The sequence below is a fragment of the Polaromonas sp. P1_F1 genome (assembly GCF_056405795.1).
This window is the reverse complement of the sequence record NZ_JBFUBJ010000002.1, coordinates 273,474-289,640: the sequence shown is the minus strand read 5'-3', so window position 1 is coordinate 289,640 and position 16,167 is coordinate 273,474. Positions and strand designations below refer to the sequence as shown.

General features: G+C 63.3%; 16 protein-coding genes. 13 read left to right on the top strand and 3 right to left on the bottom strand.

Going from position 1 to position 16,167, the window contains the following annotated elements; all coding sequences use genetic code 11:
- Window positions 1-113: 113 nt before the first annotated feature.
- Window positions 114-1,067, bottom strand: a complete 954-nt coding sequence (locus AC1DZE_RS07500) for a LysR family transcriptional regulator (RefSeq protein WP_477699918.1) — start codon at window positions 1,065-1,067, stop codon at window positions 114-116.
- Window positions 1,068-1,187: 120 nt separating this feature from the next.
- Here AC1DZE_RS07500 and AC1DZE_RS07495 point away from each other — a divergent pair, with 120 nt between their 5' ends.
- Together AC1DZE_RS07495 and AC1DZE_RS07490 are read left to right on the top strand one after the other, a co-directional pair.
- On the top strand, window positions 1,188-2,390 hold the full coding sequence (locus AC1DZE_RS07495; protein ID WP_477673116.1) for an MFS transporter: 1,203 nt from the start codon (window positions 1,188-1,190) through the stop codon (window positions 2,388-2,390).
- 12 nt (window positions 2,391-2,402) lie between these two features.
- Entirely contained in the window at window positions 2,403-3,659 is a 1,257-nt protein-coding gene (locus AC1DZE_RS07490; RefSeq protein ID WP_477673115.1) for an SGNH/GDSL hydrolase family protein, read from the top strand.
- A 15-nt stretch (window positions 3,660-3,674) separates the two neighbouring features.
- Here the strand turns inward: AC1DZE_RS07490 and AC1DZE_RS07485 are convergent, their stop codons facing one another.
- Window positions 3,675-4,397, bottom strand: a complete 723-nt coding sequence (locus AC1DZE_RS07485) for a GntR family transcriptional regulator (RefSeq protein ID WP_477673114.1) — start codon at window positions 4,395-4,397, stop codon at window positions 3,675-3,677.
- Between the two features lie 52 nt (window positions 4,398-4,449).
- On the opposite strand from AC1DZE_RS07485, the gene AC1DZE_RS07480 reads away from it, so the two are divergent.
- From AC1DZE_RS07480 to AC1DZE_RS07465, 4 genes are read left to right on the top strand one after another with little or no spacing between them, the layout of a single operon-like run.
- Window positions 4,450-5,862 carry a Rieske 2Fe-2S domain-containing protein gene (locus tag AC1DZE_RS07480; RefSeq protein WP_477699917.1) on the top strand — a complete coding sequence of 471 codons (1,413 nt, stop codon included), beginning with the start codon at window positions 4,450-4,452 and terminating at the stop codon, window positions 5,860-5,862.
- Window positions 5,859-7,343 (top strand): glutamine synthetase family protein, encoded by a 1,485-nt coding sequence (locus AC1DZE_RS07475; RefSeq protein WP_477669098.1) that lies wholly within the window; start codon window positions 5,859-5,861, stop codon window positions 7,341-7,343. Before AC1DZE_RS07480 ends, AC1DZE_RS07475 begins: the two co-directional genes overlap by 4 nt.
- A gap of 26 nt (window positions 7,344-7,369) precedes the next feature.
- The gene (locus AC1DZE_RS07470) at window positions 7,370-7,702 is read left to right on the top strand and encodes a 2Fe-2S iron-sulfur cluster-binding protein (RefSeq protein WP_477674374.1); all 333 of its coding nucleotides are present in this window, start codon (window positions 7,370-7,372) and stop codon (window positions 7,700-7,702) included.
- A 19-nt stretch (window positions 7,703-7,721) separates the two neighbouring features.
- Window positions 7,722-8,024: an antibiotic biosynthesis monooxygenase family protein gene (locus AC1DZE_RS07465; RefSeq protein WP_477669096.1), complete on the top strand. Its 303-nt coding sequence runs from the start codon at window positions 7,722-7,724 to the stop codon at window positions 8,022-8,024.
- 91 nt (window positions 8,025-8,115) lie between these two features.
- Here the strand turns inward: AC1DZE_RS07465 and AC1DZE_RS07460 are convergent, their stop codons facing one another.
- Window positions 8,116-8,559 (bottom strand): MarR family winged helix-turn-helix transcriptional regulator, encoded by a 444-nt coding sequence (locus AC1DZE_RS07460; RefSeq protein WP_477669095.1) that lies wholly within the window; start codon window positions 8,557-8,559, stop codon window positions 8,116-8,118.
- Window positions 8,560-8,661: 102 nt separating this feature from the next.
- On the opposite strand from AC1DZE_RS07460, the gene AC1DZE_RS07455 reads away from it, so the two are divergent.
- The 7 genes from AC1DZE_RS07455 to AC1DZE_RS07425 all read left to right on the top strand — a co-directional run bounded on the left by AC1DZE_RS07455 (window position 8,662) and on the right by AC1DZE_RS07425 (window position 16,104).
- Window positions 8,662-9,855 (top strand): 3-hydroxybenzoate 6-monooxygenase, encoded by a 1,194-nt coding sequence (locus tag AC1DZE_RS07455; protein ID WP_477669094.1) that lies wholly within the window; start codon window positions 8,662-8,664, stop codon window positions 9,853-9,855.
- Between the two features lie 26 nt (window positions 9,856-9,881).
- A complete protein-coding gene (locus AC1DZE_RS07450; RefSeq protein ID WP_477673949.1) occupies window positions 9,882-10,880 on the top strand; it encodes a Bug family tripartite tricarboxylate transporter substrate binding protein in 999 nt (332 codons plus the stop codon).
- 16 nt (window positions 10,881-10,896) lie between these two features.
- Window positions 10,897-12,264 carry an FAD-dependent oxidoreductase gene (locus AC1DZE_RS07445; protein ID WP_477673948.1) on the top strand — a complete coding sequence of 456 codons (1,368 nt, stop codon included), beginning with the start codon at window positions 10,897-10,899 and terminating at the stop codon, window positions 12,262-12,264.
- Window positions 12,265-12,299: 35 nt separating this feature from the next.
- A complete protein-coding gene (gene gtdA / locus AC1DZE_RS07440) occupies window positions 12,300-13,394 on the top strand; it encodes a gentisate 1,2-dioxygenase (RefSeq protein WP_477699916.1) in 1,095 nt (364 codons plus the stop codon).
- The gene (locus AC1DZE_RS07435) at window positions 13,391-14,086 is read left to right on the top strand and encodes a fumarylacetoacetate hydrolase family protein (protein WP_477669090.1); all 696 of its coding nucleotides are present in this window, start codon (window positions 13,391-13,393) and stop codon (window positions 14,084-14,086) included. The genes gtdA and AC1DZE_RS07435 overlap by 4 nt, the downstream gene beginning before the upstream one ends.
- A 192-nt stretch (window positions 14,087-14,278) precedes the next feature.
- A complete protein-coding gene (locus tag AC1DZE_RS07430; protein ID WP_477669089.1) occupies window positions 14,279-14,788 on the top strand; it encodes a TRAP transporter small permease in 510 nt (169 codons plus the stop codon).
- The gene (locus AC1DZE_RS07425) at window positions 14,785-16,104 is read left to right on the top strand and encodes a TRAP transporter large permease (protein ID WP_477669088.1); all 1,320 of its coding nucleotides are present in this window, start codon (window positions 14,785-14,787) and stop codon (window positions 16,102-16,104) included. Before AC1DZE_RS07430 ends, AC1DZE_RS07425 begins: the two co-directional genes overlap by 4 nt.
- Window positions 16,105-16,167 lie beyond the last annotated feature (63 nt).

Sequence of the window (16,167 nt, the reverse complement as noted above, 5' to 3'; positions counted from 1 at the left end):
CTTACGACTTGTTACCAATACTAGGCAAGTTATCTCGCTGCAACCATAGGGAACCTATGTAGGGGGTAGTACTTAGCACACACGCACTGTTTGTGTGCGGGCGCATTCAGGCGTCAGGGCTGATGCAGCTGGTAGTCATGCCCGAGCCCGCCACCATCAAGAACCTCCTGCGTGACCTGCTCAACCAGAAAATCCAGCAGCACGCGCACGCGCGCCGGCAAGCGGCCGCCCCGGCCGACAAATACTGCATGGATGGGTTCGCGCTCGCCCGGGTTCAGGCTTTCAGCCACCGGCACCAGGCGGCCCGCGTCAATGTCGCGGCCGACGTGGAACATCGACATGCGGGCCAGCCCGGCGCCCGCCAGCACCAGGTGGCGCAGCGCCTCGCCGTCGCTGGCACGCGCATAGCCGGTGATCGGCAACTGCTGAATCTGTCCGTCTACCCGCACCGGCCAGTAATGCATATTGCGTTTGAAGGTATGGGCCAGGCGCTGGTGCGCCTCCAGCTCTTCCAGCGTGCGCGGCGTGCCGTGTCGCGCCAGGTAATCAGGGCTGCCGACAATCACCTGCGCGGTATCACCCAGGCGCCGCGCCACCAGTTGGGACGACGCGAGTGCGCCCCAGCGGATTGCCACATCGGTGCGCTCGTCCAGCAGGTCGACTACGCGATCAGTCAAGGTGATGTCCAGCGAGATATCCGGAAAGCGCTCGTGGAAGGCCGGCACCAGCGGCAGCAGCAAGCAATGCGCGGTGGGCATGCTGGCGTTGATGCTGACGCGCCCGCGCGGCATGGCGCCGGCCGCGGCGCCGCGCTCGGCCTCGTCCATGTCGGCCAGCACGCGCGTGCTCTGCTCGTAAAACGTCGTGCCTTCGGGTGTGAGCTGCAGCTTGCGTGTAGTGCGGTTGACAAGCCGCGTACCCAGCCGCGCCTCCAGCCGGGTCACCAGCTTGCTGACGGCCGAAGGGGTCATGCACAGCTGCCGGGCGGCGGCCGAAAAACCGCCTTTGTCCACGACCTGGACAAAGGCCTCCATCTCGCCGGAGCGGTTGACGTCTATGCGGGGCATGATCTGGTATTTTTCGCGAATTACTGTGAATTGAATTCACAAATGATTGTCTTTATGACATTCTAGTCAAGATAGCACTTCGTCTCCACACTAAGCACATCCTCTTTTTAGGCGACTTTCATGGATGCGCGCAAATCACTCCCTTCACTTCCTTTAGGCCTTCTGGCCCTCACCGCCGGCTCCTTCGGCATCGGCACGACAGAATTTGTCATCATGGGCCTGCTGTTGCAGGTCTCCGCCGACCTGGGCGTCACCATCGCCTCGGCCGGGCTGCTGATTTCCGGCTACGCCCTGGGCGTGGCGGTGGGTGCACCGGTGCTGACGCTGGCCACGCGCAAGCTGCCGCGCAAAACCGTGTTGCTGGCGCTGATGGCCATCTTCACGCTGGGCAACCTGGCTTGTGCGCTGGCGCCGGACTACGGCAGCCTGATGGCGGCCCGCATCATCACCTCGATGGCGCATGGCACCTTCTTTGGCGTGGGTTCCATCGTGGCCACCGGCCTGGTCGCGCCCGAGCGAAAAGCCTCAGCCATTGCCATCATGTTCAGCGGGCTGTCGCTGGCCACACTGCTCGGCGTGCCCGCTGGCGCCTGGCTGGGGTTGCATTACGGCTGGCGCTCTACCTTCTGGGTGGTCACGCTGATCGGCTTGCTGGCTTTTGTGGTGCTGGCCATTTTTGTGCCGCGCAGCGCGGCTGAAAACGGTACCTCGACCATCCGGCAAGAACTGGCCGGCCTGGCCCGCCCGCAGGTTCTGCTGGGCTTGTTGATGACCGTGCTCGGCTTCGCCGGCCTGTTTGCGATCTTCACTTATATCCAGCCTATCCTCACGCAGATCACCGGCTTCAGCGAGGCGGCAGTGTCGCCCATCCTGCTGGTGTTTGGCGGCGGCTTCTTTGTGGGCAACCTGCTGGGCGGGCGCCTGGCCGACCACGGGCTGCGGATGTCGCTGCTGCTTACGCTGGGCGCGCTGGCGCTGGTGCTGGGCGTGATGGGCTTTGTGCTGCATTCGCCGGTGGCCACGGTGGTGTTTGTCGGGCTGCTGGGCGCGGCCTCTTTTGCCACGGTGGCGCCGCTGCAGATGCGCGTGCTGCAGCAGGCGCACGGCGCGGGCCAGAACCTGGCGGCCAGCCTCAACATCGGCGCCTTCAATGTGGGCAATGCGCTGGGCGCCTGGCTGGGCGGTTTGGTCGTCAGCAGTTCCTTCGGCCTGGGTGGCCTGAGCTGGCTGGCTGCGCTGATCACGGTGGCCGGCATCGCGGTCACGTTGTACAGCCTGTCGCGCGACAAGGCCGAGCCGCGCGCCATCCCCGTCACCTGCTGAGAGAACCACACCATGAACACATTTTTCATTCCAAAGCGGCGCGCGCGTCAAGTCCTTCTTTCATTCACGTTGCTGGCCGCCAGCGTTTTGCCGCAGGCGCGGGCAGCCGATGTCAACGCATGGACGCCAAGCTGGACGGCCAGCCCCCAGCCGATCTGGCGCGATGACTTTGTGCTGCCGCTGGGCCTTCCCGCCACGCTTCACGACCAGACAGTACGCCAGACCGTCCGGGCCAGCGTGGGCGGCTCACGCGTGCGCATTGTGCTGTCGAACGAATACGGCTCGCAGGCCTTGCAAATAGGCGCGGCCCAGATAGCGCCCACTGACGGAGCCGGCAAGGCATTGACCTTTGGCGGCCAGCAGACAGTCGCCGTACCGGCAAGCGCTGTCGTGATGAGTGACCCGGTCGAGATGCCGGTCGCGCCGCTGAGCCGCCTGTCGGTCAGCCTCTACTTCCCACAAACGACACCACTCACCACCATCCACTGGGACGGCCTGCAGCCCGCGCAGATTGCTGCAGGCAATGCCGCGAACGCGAGCGTCCTCAAGGCAGATGCCACGGTGAACAGCCGCCTCTTTCTCAGCGCCGTGCTGGTGGAGGCCGCACCGGGCACACGCAGCGTGGTGGCCTTTGGCGACTCCATCACCGACGGCGCGGCATCAACTCCAGGCACCGATCAGCGGTGGCCGGACTTCCTGGCGCGCCGCCTGGCCGGGGACAACGTGGCTGTCCTCAATGCCGGCATCTCGGGCGGGCGGGTTCTCAAAAACCACATGGGCATGAATGCGCTGGCGCGCTTTGAGCGCGACGTGCTGAACCAGCCCGGTGTCACCAGCGTGGTGCTGCTCATGGGCATCAACGACATCAGCTGGCCCGGCAGCACCCTTGAACCCAAGGAGCCCGCCATACAGACCGACGCGCTGATAGCCGGTTACCGCCAGCTGATTGCGCGCGCCAGAAGCCGGGGCGTGCGCATCGTCGGCGCCACGCTGACACCCTTTGAGGGCGCGCTGACCATGCCGGGCTCGCCGATTGCCAATTACTACAGCCCCGCAAAAGACGTCGTGCGACAGCGCATCAATGCGTGGATGCGCAGTGGCGGCGAGTTTGATGCAGTGCTGGATTTCGATGCGGTGGTGCGCGACCCGCAGAACCCGCTGCGCATCCTGCCCGCCTATGACTCGGGCGACCACCTGCACCTGGGTGATGCCGGCAACAAGGCGGTTGCCGAATCCATTGACCTGAAGCTGCTGCTGGGCGAACGCTAATAAAGCGCCTGCGGCTTAACCACCGACGACCAGGCGCAAGCCCGGCATCAGGCTTTCGGTTTCGGCGCGCCGCTGCAGCGCCATGCGCATGTTCATCTGCGCGACCTCGGTGTGCTCCACCGCCAGCGCCTGCGCACGCGCGCCCTCCCCAGCCTTGAGCGCTGCAAACAGCATGTGGTGCTGGCGGTGCGCGTAGTGCATCCAGTCCCGGTCCTGCTCCAGCGTGGACTGCATGGGCAACATGGCCGAGGCAGACGCGAAGGGGAGCTTGTCGTTCAATTCGATCGCGCGTTGCAGTGCACGGTTGCCGCTGGCCTCCAGGATGAGCGCGTGGAAGCGGTCGTTCATGGCCGCATAGGCCGCGTAGTTGTCATAGCCCAGCGGGTTGGCCGCTAGCGCGCGGTCACCTTCATCCAGGCAAGACTGCAAATCGAGCTGCAGCTGGCGTGACACGCCGTGCTCAGCCACCAGCCGCGCCCCCATGCCTTCCAGATGGCCACGCACTGCAATCGCATCGGCCACTTCGCGCGGGGTGAACTGGCGCACCAGGTATTTGCCGGTGTCGTTGGCCTCGACCAACCCTTCCTGCTCCAGCGTGACCAGCGCGGCCCGCACCGGTGTGCGCGAGGCGCCCAGGCGTTCGGCCAGTTGCTGCTCGGCCAGGCGCTGGCCCGGCTCAAACTCGCCACGCAGGATCAGGTCGCGCAACTGCATCAAAACGGCTTCTTGCAAGTTCATGCCCGAGAATGTACACTGAATTTTAATTTCGGTATACCGTTTTGAGATCTCCATGAACACTGAACAGAACGAACTGCTCACCCGCATCACCGCGGGCACGCCCTGCGGCAAGCTGCTGCGCCAATACTGGCAGCCCGCTGCACTGGTGGATGAGTTCAATCCGGCGCTGGACCCGCGCATGGAAATCCGCCCGGTCAAGGCCTTGAAGCTGTTCGGCCAGGATCTGGTGCTGTTCAAGGACGCCTCCGGCGCATGGGGCCTGCTGGACCGCGACTGCGCACACCGCGGCGCCGACCTGTCGTTTGGCCGCCGCGAAAGCGCCGCGCAAGGCGGCGGCCTGCGTTGCCCTTTTCACGGCTGGAAGTTCGCCACCGACGGCCGCTGCCTGGAAACCCCGGCAGAGCCCACAGGCAGCAAGTTGTGCGAACGCATACGCCAGCGCAGCTATCCCGTCATTGAAAAAGCCGGCGTGCTGTTTGCCTGGCTGGGCGACGAAGGCAGTACACCGCCGCCCTTCCCCGCTTTTGACTGTTTTACCGCACCGTCCACGCACAGCTTTGCCTTCAAGGGTTTGTGGAACGCCAACTGGCTGCAGGCTTTCGAGGTGGGCATCGACCCGGCGCACCCGTCTTTCCTGCATCGCTTTTTGCAGGACGATCCGCTCGATGAAATCGGCCAGAACCCGGCCGGCAAGCAGTTTCGCAGCGCCAGCGCCGGCACGAAGGATGGCGAGCAGTGGCCGATGACGCGCATCATGCGCGAGTTCGCCCAACCCGACATCAGCTTTGAAAGCAAGCCCTGGGGCATGCAGCTGACCGCGCTGCGCGCCATGACCGACAAACTCACCCATGTGCGCGTGACCAACGCGATCTTCCCGGCCACGTTTGTGATTCCGCTGTCGGAAACCATGACCATCACGCAGATGCATGTGCCGGTAGACGACACGAACACCTACTGGTACACCTTCTTCACCAGCTTTGGCGCCCCGCTGGACCGCGAGAGCATGCGCGCGCAGCGCCAGCAGTTCATTGCCCTGCCCGATTACATCCCCAAAGCGGGCCGCCACAACAACTGGGGCTTCAACGCCGAAGAGCAGATGAGCACCACCTACCTGGGCATGGGCGAAGAAGACATCAATGTGCACGACCAATGGGCCGTGGAAAGCATGGGCGAAATCCAGGACCGCACACGCGAACACCTGGCTACCTCCGACAAGGTCATCATGGCCAACCGGCGCGTGCTGCTCAAGGCGATTGAGACCGTGCAAAACGGCGGTGTGGCGCCCGGCATTGCCGACCCTGCGCAGGCCAGGGTGATCACCGGTCCCGATACGGTGGACGGCATTGCGCCGGCCGGTGAATGGGCCGCGTGGTGGCAGCAAACCGCCCGCACCAAACGCGAGAGTGCGCCGTGGCTGGGCGCCGGGGCCACCTCCGACTCACCCAGCACCGTCACTCAACCATGAGCAGCTTTGCGGTGCAATGCGGAGTGCACGACGCCGCAAGGCAGGCTGCGCTGGCCGATGCCACGCGGCGCATCGAGGCGCGCGGCCTGGAGCTGGTACGTTTTGCCTGGTGCGACCTGCACGGCATGCTGCGCGGCAAGACACTGGTGGCCTCTTCAGCCGGACAAGCCATGACGGACGGCGTCGGCATGGTGAGCACATTGCTGCTCAAGGACACCGCCGACCGCACCGCGTACAAAGTGTTCGAGGCCGGCGGCGCCGACGAACTGCCGGGTTTTGAATTTGGCGGCAATGTGATGCTGCTGGCCGACCCGGCAAGCTTGAAAGAATTGCCCTGGGCCGACAAAACCGGCTGGGTGCAATGCCAGCCATGGTTTCCCGACGGCCGCCCGGTAGAACTCGACACGCGCCGGGTACTGCAAGATGCTCTCGCCAAACTGGCGGAGGCCGGCTACAGCATGAAGTGCGGGTTGGAGATCGAGTTCCACATTTACCGGATTTCCGAGGGTGGCAACGCTCCCCAGCTTGACCCGGCGCTGGCCGACTGGCCGGGCTTGCCGCCGGAGGTGCGCATGATCCATCCCGGCTACCACCTCCTGTCAGAGCAATGGGCGGACATGGCCGAAGAGCCGCTGCGCATCGTGCAGCGCACGGCGCAGGCGCTGGGCCTGCCACTGCTGTCGCTGGAAATCGAACTGGGGCCCAGCCAGGTCGAGGCGGTGTTTGAAGCCACCGATGCGTTGACTGCCGCCGACAACATGGTGCTGTTTCGCAGCGCGGTGAAGCAGGCCTTGCGGCGTGCCGGTTACCACGCGACCTTCGTGTGTCGCCCGCCCTTTCCCAACATCATGTCCAGCGGCTGGCATCTGCACCAGTCACTGGTGGACCTGAAAACCGGTGCCAACGCCTTCAAACGCCAAAGCCCCGCGGACGGAAGCACACCCGTGCACGCGCAGTACATGCTGACCGAAACCGGCGAACACTACCTCGCCGGGTTGCTCGCGCATGCGCGCGGCATGACGGCCTTCTGCACGCCCACCATCAATGGTTTCGGCCGCTTTCGGCCGAATGCGCTGGCGCCCCAATCGATTTTGTGGGGCCGGGACAACCGCGGTGCCATGCTGCGCGTAGTTGGCCAATGCAACGACAACGGCACACGTATCGAGAACCGCCTCGGCGAACCCGCCGCGAACCCTTATCTCTATCTGGCCTCGCAAATCCACGCCGGGCTGGACGGCATCGCGCGCCGCCTGAAAGCCCCGCCGGCCACCGACGCGCCTTATGGTGACACCGCCGAGAAATTGCCCACCAGTCTCGAAGAGGCGCTGCAAGCCTTGCAAGGCGACAGGGCGCTGGTGGAGGCATTCGGCAGCGCGTTCGTGGCTTACCTCACGCGAGTCAAACAGGCCGAAATCACCCGCCATGCCGAGGCCCAGGACCAGGACGACTGGCAAAGACGTGAATACTTCAGCCGGATCTAGCCGCCACGGCCATCCCTAAAAAAAACATGATCACCATCCATTTCATCGAATCGGGCAGCCGCTCCACGCCGGTAAAAGGCAAGGTTGGCAAAAGTCTGATGGAAGCCGCAGTGGCCGCAGGCATTGACGGCATTGCCGCCGACTGCGGCGGCCTGCTGACTTGCGCCACCTGCCATGTACACGTGCAGGAGCCTTTTTCCTCGGACACGCAAACCCTGCCGCCACCTGATGGCGAAGAGCTCGGCATGCTGGCATTTACCGCCGCGCCGCGCCTTCCCAACAGCCGGCTCAGTTGCCAGATCAAGCTCACGCCCGCGCTCGACGGATTGACGGTAGAGTTGCCGGCTACCCAGTATTAATTACTTCAGAAAGTTGTTCATGATTCTCGAACTCGCCGACATCCGCATTCACCCGGGCCAGCAAGCAGCTTTTGACGAAGCCATCCAGCGCGGCATCCGCGAAGTCATTTCCAAAGCCAGGGGCTTTCAAGGTTTCAAGGTCAACAAGGGCATTGAAAGCCCTGAGCGCTACATCCTGCAGATCTTCTGGGACACACTGGAAAACCACACCGTCGACTTTCGTCAGTCGCCCGCCTTTGCCGACTGGCGAGCCATTGTCGGGCCCTTCTTTGCCGGCCCGCCCACGGTGGAGCATTTCGCCCTGGTGGCCAAGTCAGCCTGAGCCTTTGGCCAGGGCCTGGCAAACAGGCAGACAATAAAAAACGGGGCTGACGGCCCCGTTTTTTATTGTCTGCGCGCAGTTCCGATGCCGGCTACCTGGCCGCGTTTTCGTGGCCGCTGATCAGCTTCCCAAGCAACACGCCGAGCTGCACCCGCTCGTCATCATCCAGCGGACTCACGATGCGCTGCTGTGCCTTGCTGACAGCACGTTTCATCTGCAGTGCAACTTTTTCCCCTTCGGGCGTCGTCCACAGCAATTTGCGGCGCTTGTCAGATGGGTCAGCCTCCCGCTTGACCCAGCCTTTGGCTTCCAGCCGACCGATCACCGAGCCGAAAGTGGCCGGGTCAAAGGCAACGCGGCCCGACAGCGTGATCTGGTCTTCGCCCGGGTCGTCCATCAAGGCGTTCAGGATGGCGAACTGCACAGGCGTCGCGTCAAAACCGGCTGTTTCCTCCATGAAGATCGCAACCGCGAGTTGTTGCGCCCGGCGAATCAAGTGCCCGGGGGCCTCGCTGAAGTTAAAGCTTTTTGCCATTTGCCGAGTTTACCGTTCAGCTTTGCGCTCAGGGTATGTACTAGGGACATACATGATAAGCATACTTATCATTGTCAAAGCCCCCCTGATACCCTCTCACACATGTCACACACATCCCCCATCCTCATCTCGGGCGGCGGCATCGGCGGGCTGGCCGCGGCCCTGGTGCTCGCGCAGGACGGGCGCGCCGTGACACTCATGGAGCAGGCGGCGAGTTTTGGCGAGATCGGCGCCGGCATCCAGCTCGGTCCCAATATTTTCCGCATGTTTGACTACCTGGGCCTCACTGAAGCCGTCAACCGTGTGGCGTTCTTTCCCACCGGTCTTGGCATGAACGATGTGCGCACGGGCGAGAAGGTTGTCCGTGTCCCGCTTGGCGACCTGGCCCGCGCCACCTATGGCTTTCCTTATGGCGTGATTTACCGCGCCGACCTGCACCAGGTGTTCCTCAATGCCTGCCGGGCGCAGCCCAACGTCACCTTGCGCACCAGCGCCAGGGTGGAGTCGTTTGACCAGTCGGAAAGCGGCGTGACTGTGCACCTTGCAGGCGGAGAAACCGTTGAAGGCAGCGCGCTGATAGGCGCAGACGGCATCTGGAGCCGCATCCGTGAAGCCGTGGTGGGCGACGGCAAACCTCGCGTGTCGGGGCATATCGCCTACCGCGCCGTGCTCAGGCGTGAGGATGTTCCGGCTCATCTATGGAGCGACGATGTGCTGCTTTGGGGCGGCGAGAAAACCCATCTGGTTCACTACCCACTGCGCCGCGGCGAACTCTTCAACCTGGTGGCTGTTTTTCACAGCAACAAATACGATGAGGGCTGGAACACCTTTGGCGATACAGCCGAGCTGAACGAGCGTTTCGCCGATGCCTGCCCACAAGTCAAGGAACTGCTGGGGAAAATCGAGACCTGGAAGATGTGGGTGCTGTGCGACCGCGAACCCGTGAAAAACTGGACCGACCGGCGCGTGACCCTGCTGGGCGACGCCGCCCACCCGATGCTGCAGTACCTGGCCCAGGGCGCCGGCCAGGCTATTGAAGACGCCGTCGTGCTGCGTGAAGCGCTGCGCTTTACCCGCGGCGATGTGCCAAAGGCTTTTCAGAAATACCAGCAAAAGCGCTACCTGCGCACTGGCCGCGTGCAATTGACTGCCCGTTTTTACGGTGATATTTACCATGCGGCCGGTGTTCAACGCGAATTGCGCAACCAGATGTTCCAGAGCGGCACCGAGAGCGCGGGTTTCGCCGGCCTGAAGTGGATGTACGACGGAATCGAGCCGTCAAAACTGTTCCAATGACGGTTTCAAAAGCCCCAGGGATTGTCATGACTCTTCTTCCCAACACCGCTGCCCTCCGGATAATTGCTACGCTTTTGATAGCTGCTTGCGCTTATCCCTCATGGGCTGCAGCTCCAAAAGACTTAAAAGATGCGGCCTGGCCGACCAGGCCGGTGCGCATCCTGGTGGGGTTTCCGGGCGGCTCTACGCCCGACATGGCGGCGCGCAGCCTGGCCGAACCCCTGAGCCACGCCCTCGGCCAACCCGTGATTGTGGAAAACAGACCCGGCGCGTCAGGCAACATCGCGGCCGACCAGGTCGCCAAAGCCACTGACGACCATACGCTGGGCGTCGTCATCAACGGCAACCTGACCTCGGCCAAGCTGCTGTACTCCAGACTGCCCTATGACCCGGCCAAAGACTTTGCGCCCATTTCATTGCTGACCACCGCACCGCTGGTGCTGGTAGCGCCTGCGAGCCAGCCCGGTGGCGCCGAATTCTTCGCTGCCGCACGCCAGGGCGGCAGCCAATGGAACTATGGTTCAGTCGGCAACGGCTCGGTCGCACATCTGGGCATGGAACTGCTGAAAAGCCGCATGCCCGGCGTCACACCTGTTCACGTGCCCTTCGCCGGCAACCCGCAGGTGGTGACCGCCATGCTGGGCGGCCAGATCCAGATGGCGCTGATCCCGCCCGGCGTGGCCATGCCGCATGTGCGGTCGGGAAAGCTTCGGGCGATCGGCCTTGCCGGCGGGCGCTCTTCTCTTGTGCCCGAGGTGCCGCCGCTGGCCGATGCCGGCGTGACCAACGTCAATCTCGAAGTGTGGACGGCGCTGATCGGCCCGGTGGGCCTCTCCAAAGCCGCCCAGGCGCGGCTGGCGCAAGAAGTGCCGCGCATCATCCGCGACGCCGACACGCGGCAAAAGTTGTTTAACCAGGGGTGGCAAGCTGTGGGCACTTCGCCCGACGGCCTGAGGAGCCGCGTCAAAGACGAAGCCGCCATTTTGGGCGGCATCATCCAGTCGCGCGGTATCAAACTCGAATAGGCAGCGAAAGACAGCCATGCCCACGATCACAGAGCCCGCACGCACCCTGCCCGTCTACGGCGAATTCGATGTCGTCGTAATCGGCGGCGGGCCAGCAGGGCTTGCTGCCAGCGTCAGCGCCGCGCGGCACGGCGCGCGCACCTTGCTGGTGGAACGCTACGGCTTTCTAGGCGGCATGGGCACAGCCGGCGGCGTCACCAATTTCGCGGGCCTCTACGGCCGCAAAAGCGGCCGGATGCAACAGGTGGTGCGTGGCGTGGCCGACGACCTGCTGCAGCGCATTGACGCGCTGGGTGGCCTCAACGCGCCGCAGGACGGCATGCAGGGCCGCATCCGCGTGCGCTCCTACGACGTGTCGGCTTACAAGTGCGCAGCCGACCAGTTGCTGGTGGCGGCCGGTGTGCAAATCCTTTTTCACGCCTGGGCTGCTGCGGTGGTGATGGAGGGCAACCGCATCAGCGCTTTGGTGGTCGAGACCAAATCCGGCCGCCAGGCAATTCGTGCCGCGCGTTTCATCGACTGCTCGGGCGACGCCGATGTGGCGAACTTTGCCGGTGTGCCGTTTGAGCTGGGCGACGGGCACGGCAGCGCGCTGTTTCCCTCCACCATGTTTCGCGTCGGCCACGTGGACGCACCCCGCGCGCTGGCGGCTGTGGGCGAATTCAAAGCCATCAACACCTTGATGGCCGAGAGCCAGGCGCGTGAGCCAGGCCGCTACAAGTTTCCCCGTGAAGGTGCCATCCTCCGCCCCCAGAAGAACCCGACCGAATGGCGCGCCAACGTCACGCAGATACGCAACGCGCAAGGTACGGCCATGGATGCCACCGACGCGCGGCAGCTCAGCGAGGGCGAGCTTGAAGGCCGGCGCCAGATCACCGAATACTTCCGCTTCCTGAAGCATGAAGTGCCAGGTTTTGCGGACTCCGCCATCGTCGACATTGCGCCACAGGTCGGCATCCGCGAGACGCGCCGCATCCAAGGGCTCTATGCCTTGAGCGGTGAAGACATCCTTTCATCTGCCCGCTTTAACGATGCCATCGGCATCAACGCCTGGCCGATGGAACTGCATGCCGATGGCCGGATCGACTGGCAGTTTCCGCACAACGTGGATGCGGCTGAAGGCCGCGCCTACAACGACTTGCCCTGGCGCATGCTGGTGCCGCAAGGTGTCGCCAACCTGCTGGTGGCCGGTCGCTGCGCCTCGATGACGCACGAAGGCCAGTCGGCCGCGCGCGCCAGCGGCGGTTGCTTTGTGATGGGCCAGGCAGCGGGCACGGCGGCGGCCATGCCGGGCGCCGGGCAGGCTTTTTCCGATACCGACGTGAAGCAGCTGCAGCAGTTGCTCACGCGGGACGGCGTGTATTTCGACGACGGCTCTCTTTAAACGGCGATCTTTAAACCAGAGACTGGGACCCCATCATGGACATGTCGCCCCCTCCCGCCCACGGCAAAAGCACGGCGCTCAACAGCGCCGGGCGCAAGGCTTTTTACGACGCCATCTCGACGCACAGCATGACGCCACTGTGGGAAGTGCTGCACGCGCTGGTGCCGCAGTCGCCCAGCACACCTTGCCAGCCGGCTCTGTGGAAATACGCCGATGTACGCCCCTTCTTGATAAAGTCGGGCGAACTCATCACCGCCGAAGAAGCGGTACGCCGTGTGCTGATCCTGGAGAACCCCGGCTTGCGCGGACAGTCGTGTATCACGCAATCGCTGTACGCGGGTCTGCAGGTCATCTTGCCCGGGGAGATTGCACCCAGCCACCGCCACACGCAAAGCGCGCTGCGCTTTGTCGTGGAAGGCCACGGCGCTTTCACCGCGGTCGACGGCGAACGCACGCAGATGAAACCCGGCGACTTCATCATCACCCCGAGCTGGACCTGGCACGACCACGGGCATGAAGGCCGTGTCGAATCCGATACGCCGGTGGTCTGGCTGGACGGCCTGGACATCCCCATGCTACGTTTCTTCGATGCGGGTTTTGCCGAGAACGGCACAGCCAAGCAACAGGAAGTCACCAAGCCCCAGGGCATCAGCAGCCACCGCTACGGCGCCAACATGCTGCCGATGCGGTATGACGCCCCGTTTGGTGAGACCTCACCGATCTTCAGCTACCCCTACGACCGCACACGCGAGACCCTGCACCAGCTGGAAACCCACGCCGACATCGACGCCTGGGACGGCGTCAAGCTGCGCTATGTCAACCCGGCCACCGGCGGCTCGCCCATGCCGACCATGGCCACCTTCATGCAGCGCCTGCCGGCAGGCTTTGCGGGCAAGCCCTGGCGCCAGACTGACGGGGCCGTGTTCAGCGTGGTTGAGGGCACGGGCTCCGTTGACATTGAACGGAACGGCGAAACCCGGACGTTCGAGTTTGGCCCGCGCGACCATTTTGTGATTCCGTCGTGGCACACTGCGCAATTGCGTTCGGCGCAAGGTTGTGTGCTGTTCAGTTTTTCAGACCGCCCGGTGCATCTGGCACTGGGCATACACAGAGAAGAAAGGTTGTCATGAGTTTTGTCATCACCCCACCGGCCGCGGTGTCCGTCCCCGTTGTCGGCACCAAAGACCGGTTTCCGGTCAACCGCATTTATTGCGTGGGCCGCAACTACGAAGAACACGCCAAGGAAATGGGCTTTACCGGCCGTGAGCCGCCCTTCTTTTTCCTCAAACCCGCGAATGCCGCTGTCGTGGTGGACGCCGGCGCGACGGGCACCATCCCCTACCCATCGCTCACCAAAAACCTGCACCATGAAATCGAGCTGGTCGTGGCCATTGGCACCGGCGGTAAAAACATCAAGGCCGCCGACGCGCAAAAGCACATCTACGGTTATGCCGTGGGCCTGGACATGACGCGCCGCGACCTGCAGGGCGAGATGAAGAAGCAAGGCCGCCCATGGTGCATTGGTAAAGCCTATGACCACTCCGCCCCCATCGGCCCTATCACACCCGCTGGCCAGGCCGGTGACGTGGCCAATGCCGAGCTCTACATCCAGGTGAACGGCAAGGATCGCCAGCGCAGCAATGTCTCCAAGCTGATCTGGAATATTGCCGAAACCATTGAACACCTGTCGGCAGCATGGGAGCTGCAGCCCGGCGACCTGATTTACACCGGCACGCCCGAAGGCGTCGCGGCCGTGGTTTCGGGCGACACCATGGTCGGCGGTGTAGCGGGGCTGGAAACACTCACTGTCAAAGTCATCTGAACAAGGTGTTGGCAAGCGCATGTCACGGCGGGGCAGCTGCGCGATAACCGCGCAACTGCTTTAATCACCGCGCAAATACCCCGTTTTACCCGGGGTAACCCGCCTGACTGCTTGCCTCCTCAATTCTGATAATCGGCTTACCCGGTTTTTGGGAGCTCCCAAATGCCAAGACCTGCTTTTTGGAGAGCCTTCTTGAAAATCCTGCAGTCCCTTGCAAAATTCTGCGCTGTGCTGGCCGGCGTTCTGCTCACGGTGATCACGCTCATGACCTGTGCCAGCCTGATTGGCCGCAACCTGCTGGGCGCGACCCTCGTCGGCGACTTCGAACTCACCGGTGTGGTCACCGGGGCCGCGATCGCGCTGTTCATGCCCCTTTGCCAGATCAAACGCGGCAACATCATCGTCGACTTCTTCACCGCCAAACTGGGCGAAACCTCGAACGACAGGCTGGACCGTTTCGGTGCCTTGCTGTTGGGCCTGGTGTTTGCCCTGTTGGCCTGGCGCACGGTGCTGGGCGGCCTCAATTCGTACAACACGCACTCTGAAACCCAGATCCTGGGATTTCCCGAATGGACGGTGTATGCCGCCATGGTTCCGCCCTTTGTGCTGACCTGCGTGATCGGTGTGTACCAATCCGTCTTCGGCTTCGGCGACGCCCATGCGCCGCACAATCCGCTGGACGAGCTGGAGGCACACGTATGAGCTCCATCACGCTGGCTCTCGTCATTTTCGGCATCATGCTGGTCTTCATGGCCGTGCGCGTGCCTATCGCAGTTGCCATGTTTACCGCGGGCGCCATCGGTTACGTGATGCAGACCGGCTGGGGGCCGTTTTCCAGCTTCCTCAACACCCAGGCCTTTGCGCGCTTTGCCAGCTACGACCTGTCGGTGATTCCGCTCTTCATCCTGATGGGGCATTTCGCGACGCAGGGCGGCATCAGCCGCGCGCTGTTCGGTTTTGCGGCAGGCGTGATGGGCCGCTTCAAGGGCGGTCTGGCCATGGCGTCCATCCTGGCTTGTGCGGCATTCGGCGCCATCTGCGGCTCCTCGGTGGCCACGGCCGCCACCATCACCGGCGTGGCACTGCCAGAGATGAAACGCCACGGTTATTCAGGCCGGCTTGCCACGGGCACTCTGGCAGCCGGCGGCACCCTGGGCATCCTGATCCCCCCATCGGTGCCGCTGGTGATTTACGCCATCCTCACCGAGCAGAATATCGCCAAGCTGTTTGCGGCGGCCATGGTGCCGGGCATCATCGCGATGTTCGGCTACATGGTGGCCATTGCCATCTACGTGCGGCTGGTGCCCGGACAGGCGCCCGAGGTAGACAACGACAGGCCGCCGATGACGATGGCCTCCGCGTTGGGCATACTGCCCATCGCCATCATCTTCCTGATCGTCTTCGGCGGCATTTACGGCGGCCTGTTTACGCCGACTGAAGGCGCCGCGGTGGGTGCCGCCGCCACTTTCGTAGCCGCCTTGCTCAAGCGCGAGATCACCTGGGCCAAATTCAAGCTGTGCTTTTATGCCACGGCGGAAAGCTCGGCCATGATCTTCCTGATCTTTATAGGCGCCGACCTCATGAACTCCGCCCTGGCCCTGACGCAGGTGCCTAACCAGCTCGCCGGCGTGGTCGGCGGTTGGGGACTGTCGCCGCTGATGGTTGTCACGGCCATCCTGCTGTTTTACGTGGTGCTGGGGGCCGTGATGGACGAGTTGTCCATGCTGCTGCTGACGATTCCCATCTTTTTCCCGATGGTGATGGGCCTGGATTTCGGCATGGCCAAGGAATCCACCGCGATCTGGTTCGGCATCATGGTACTGATGACGGTCGGCTTTGGCATGCTGGCGCCGCCGGTGGGCCTGAACGTCTATGTGGTCAATGGCCTGGCCAAAGACGTGCCTATCAGCGAAAGCTACAAAGGTGTCATGCCATTCCTCATCAGCGACACCATCCGCACCACCCTGCTGCTGCTGTTCCCGGGCATATCGCTGTGGCTGGTGAAATACATCAGCTAGGGTCTATGGCTAGGGCTTTTACCGCTTCTCAAACCCATCCGCTTGCCTTAAGTTAGTCAAATT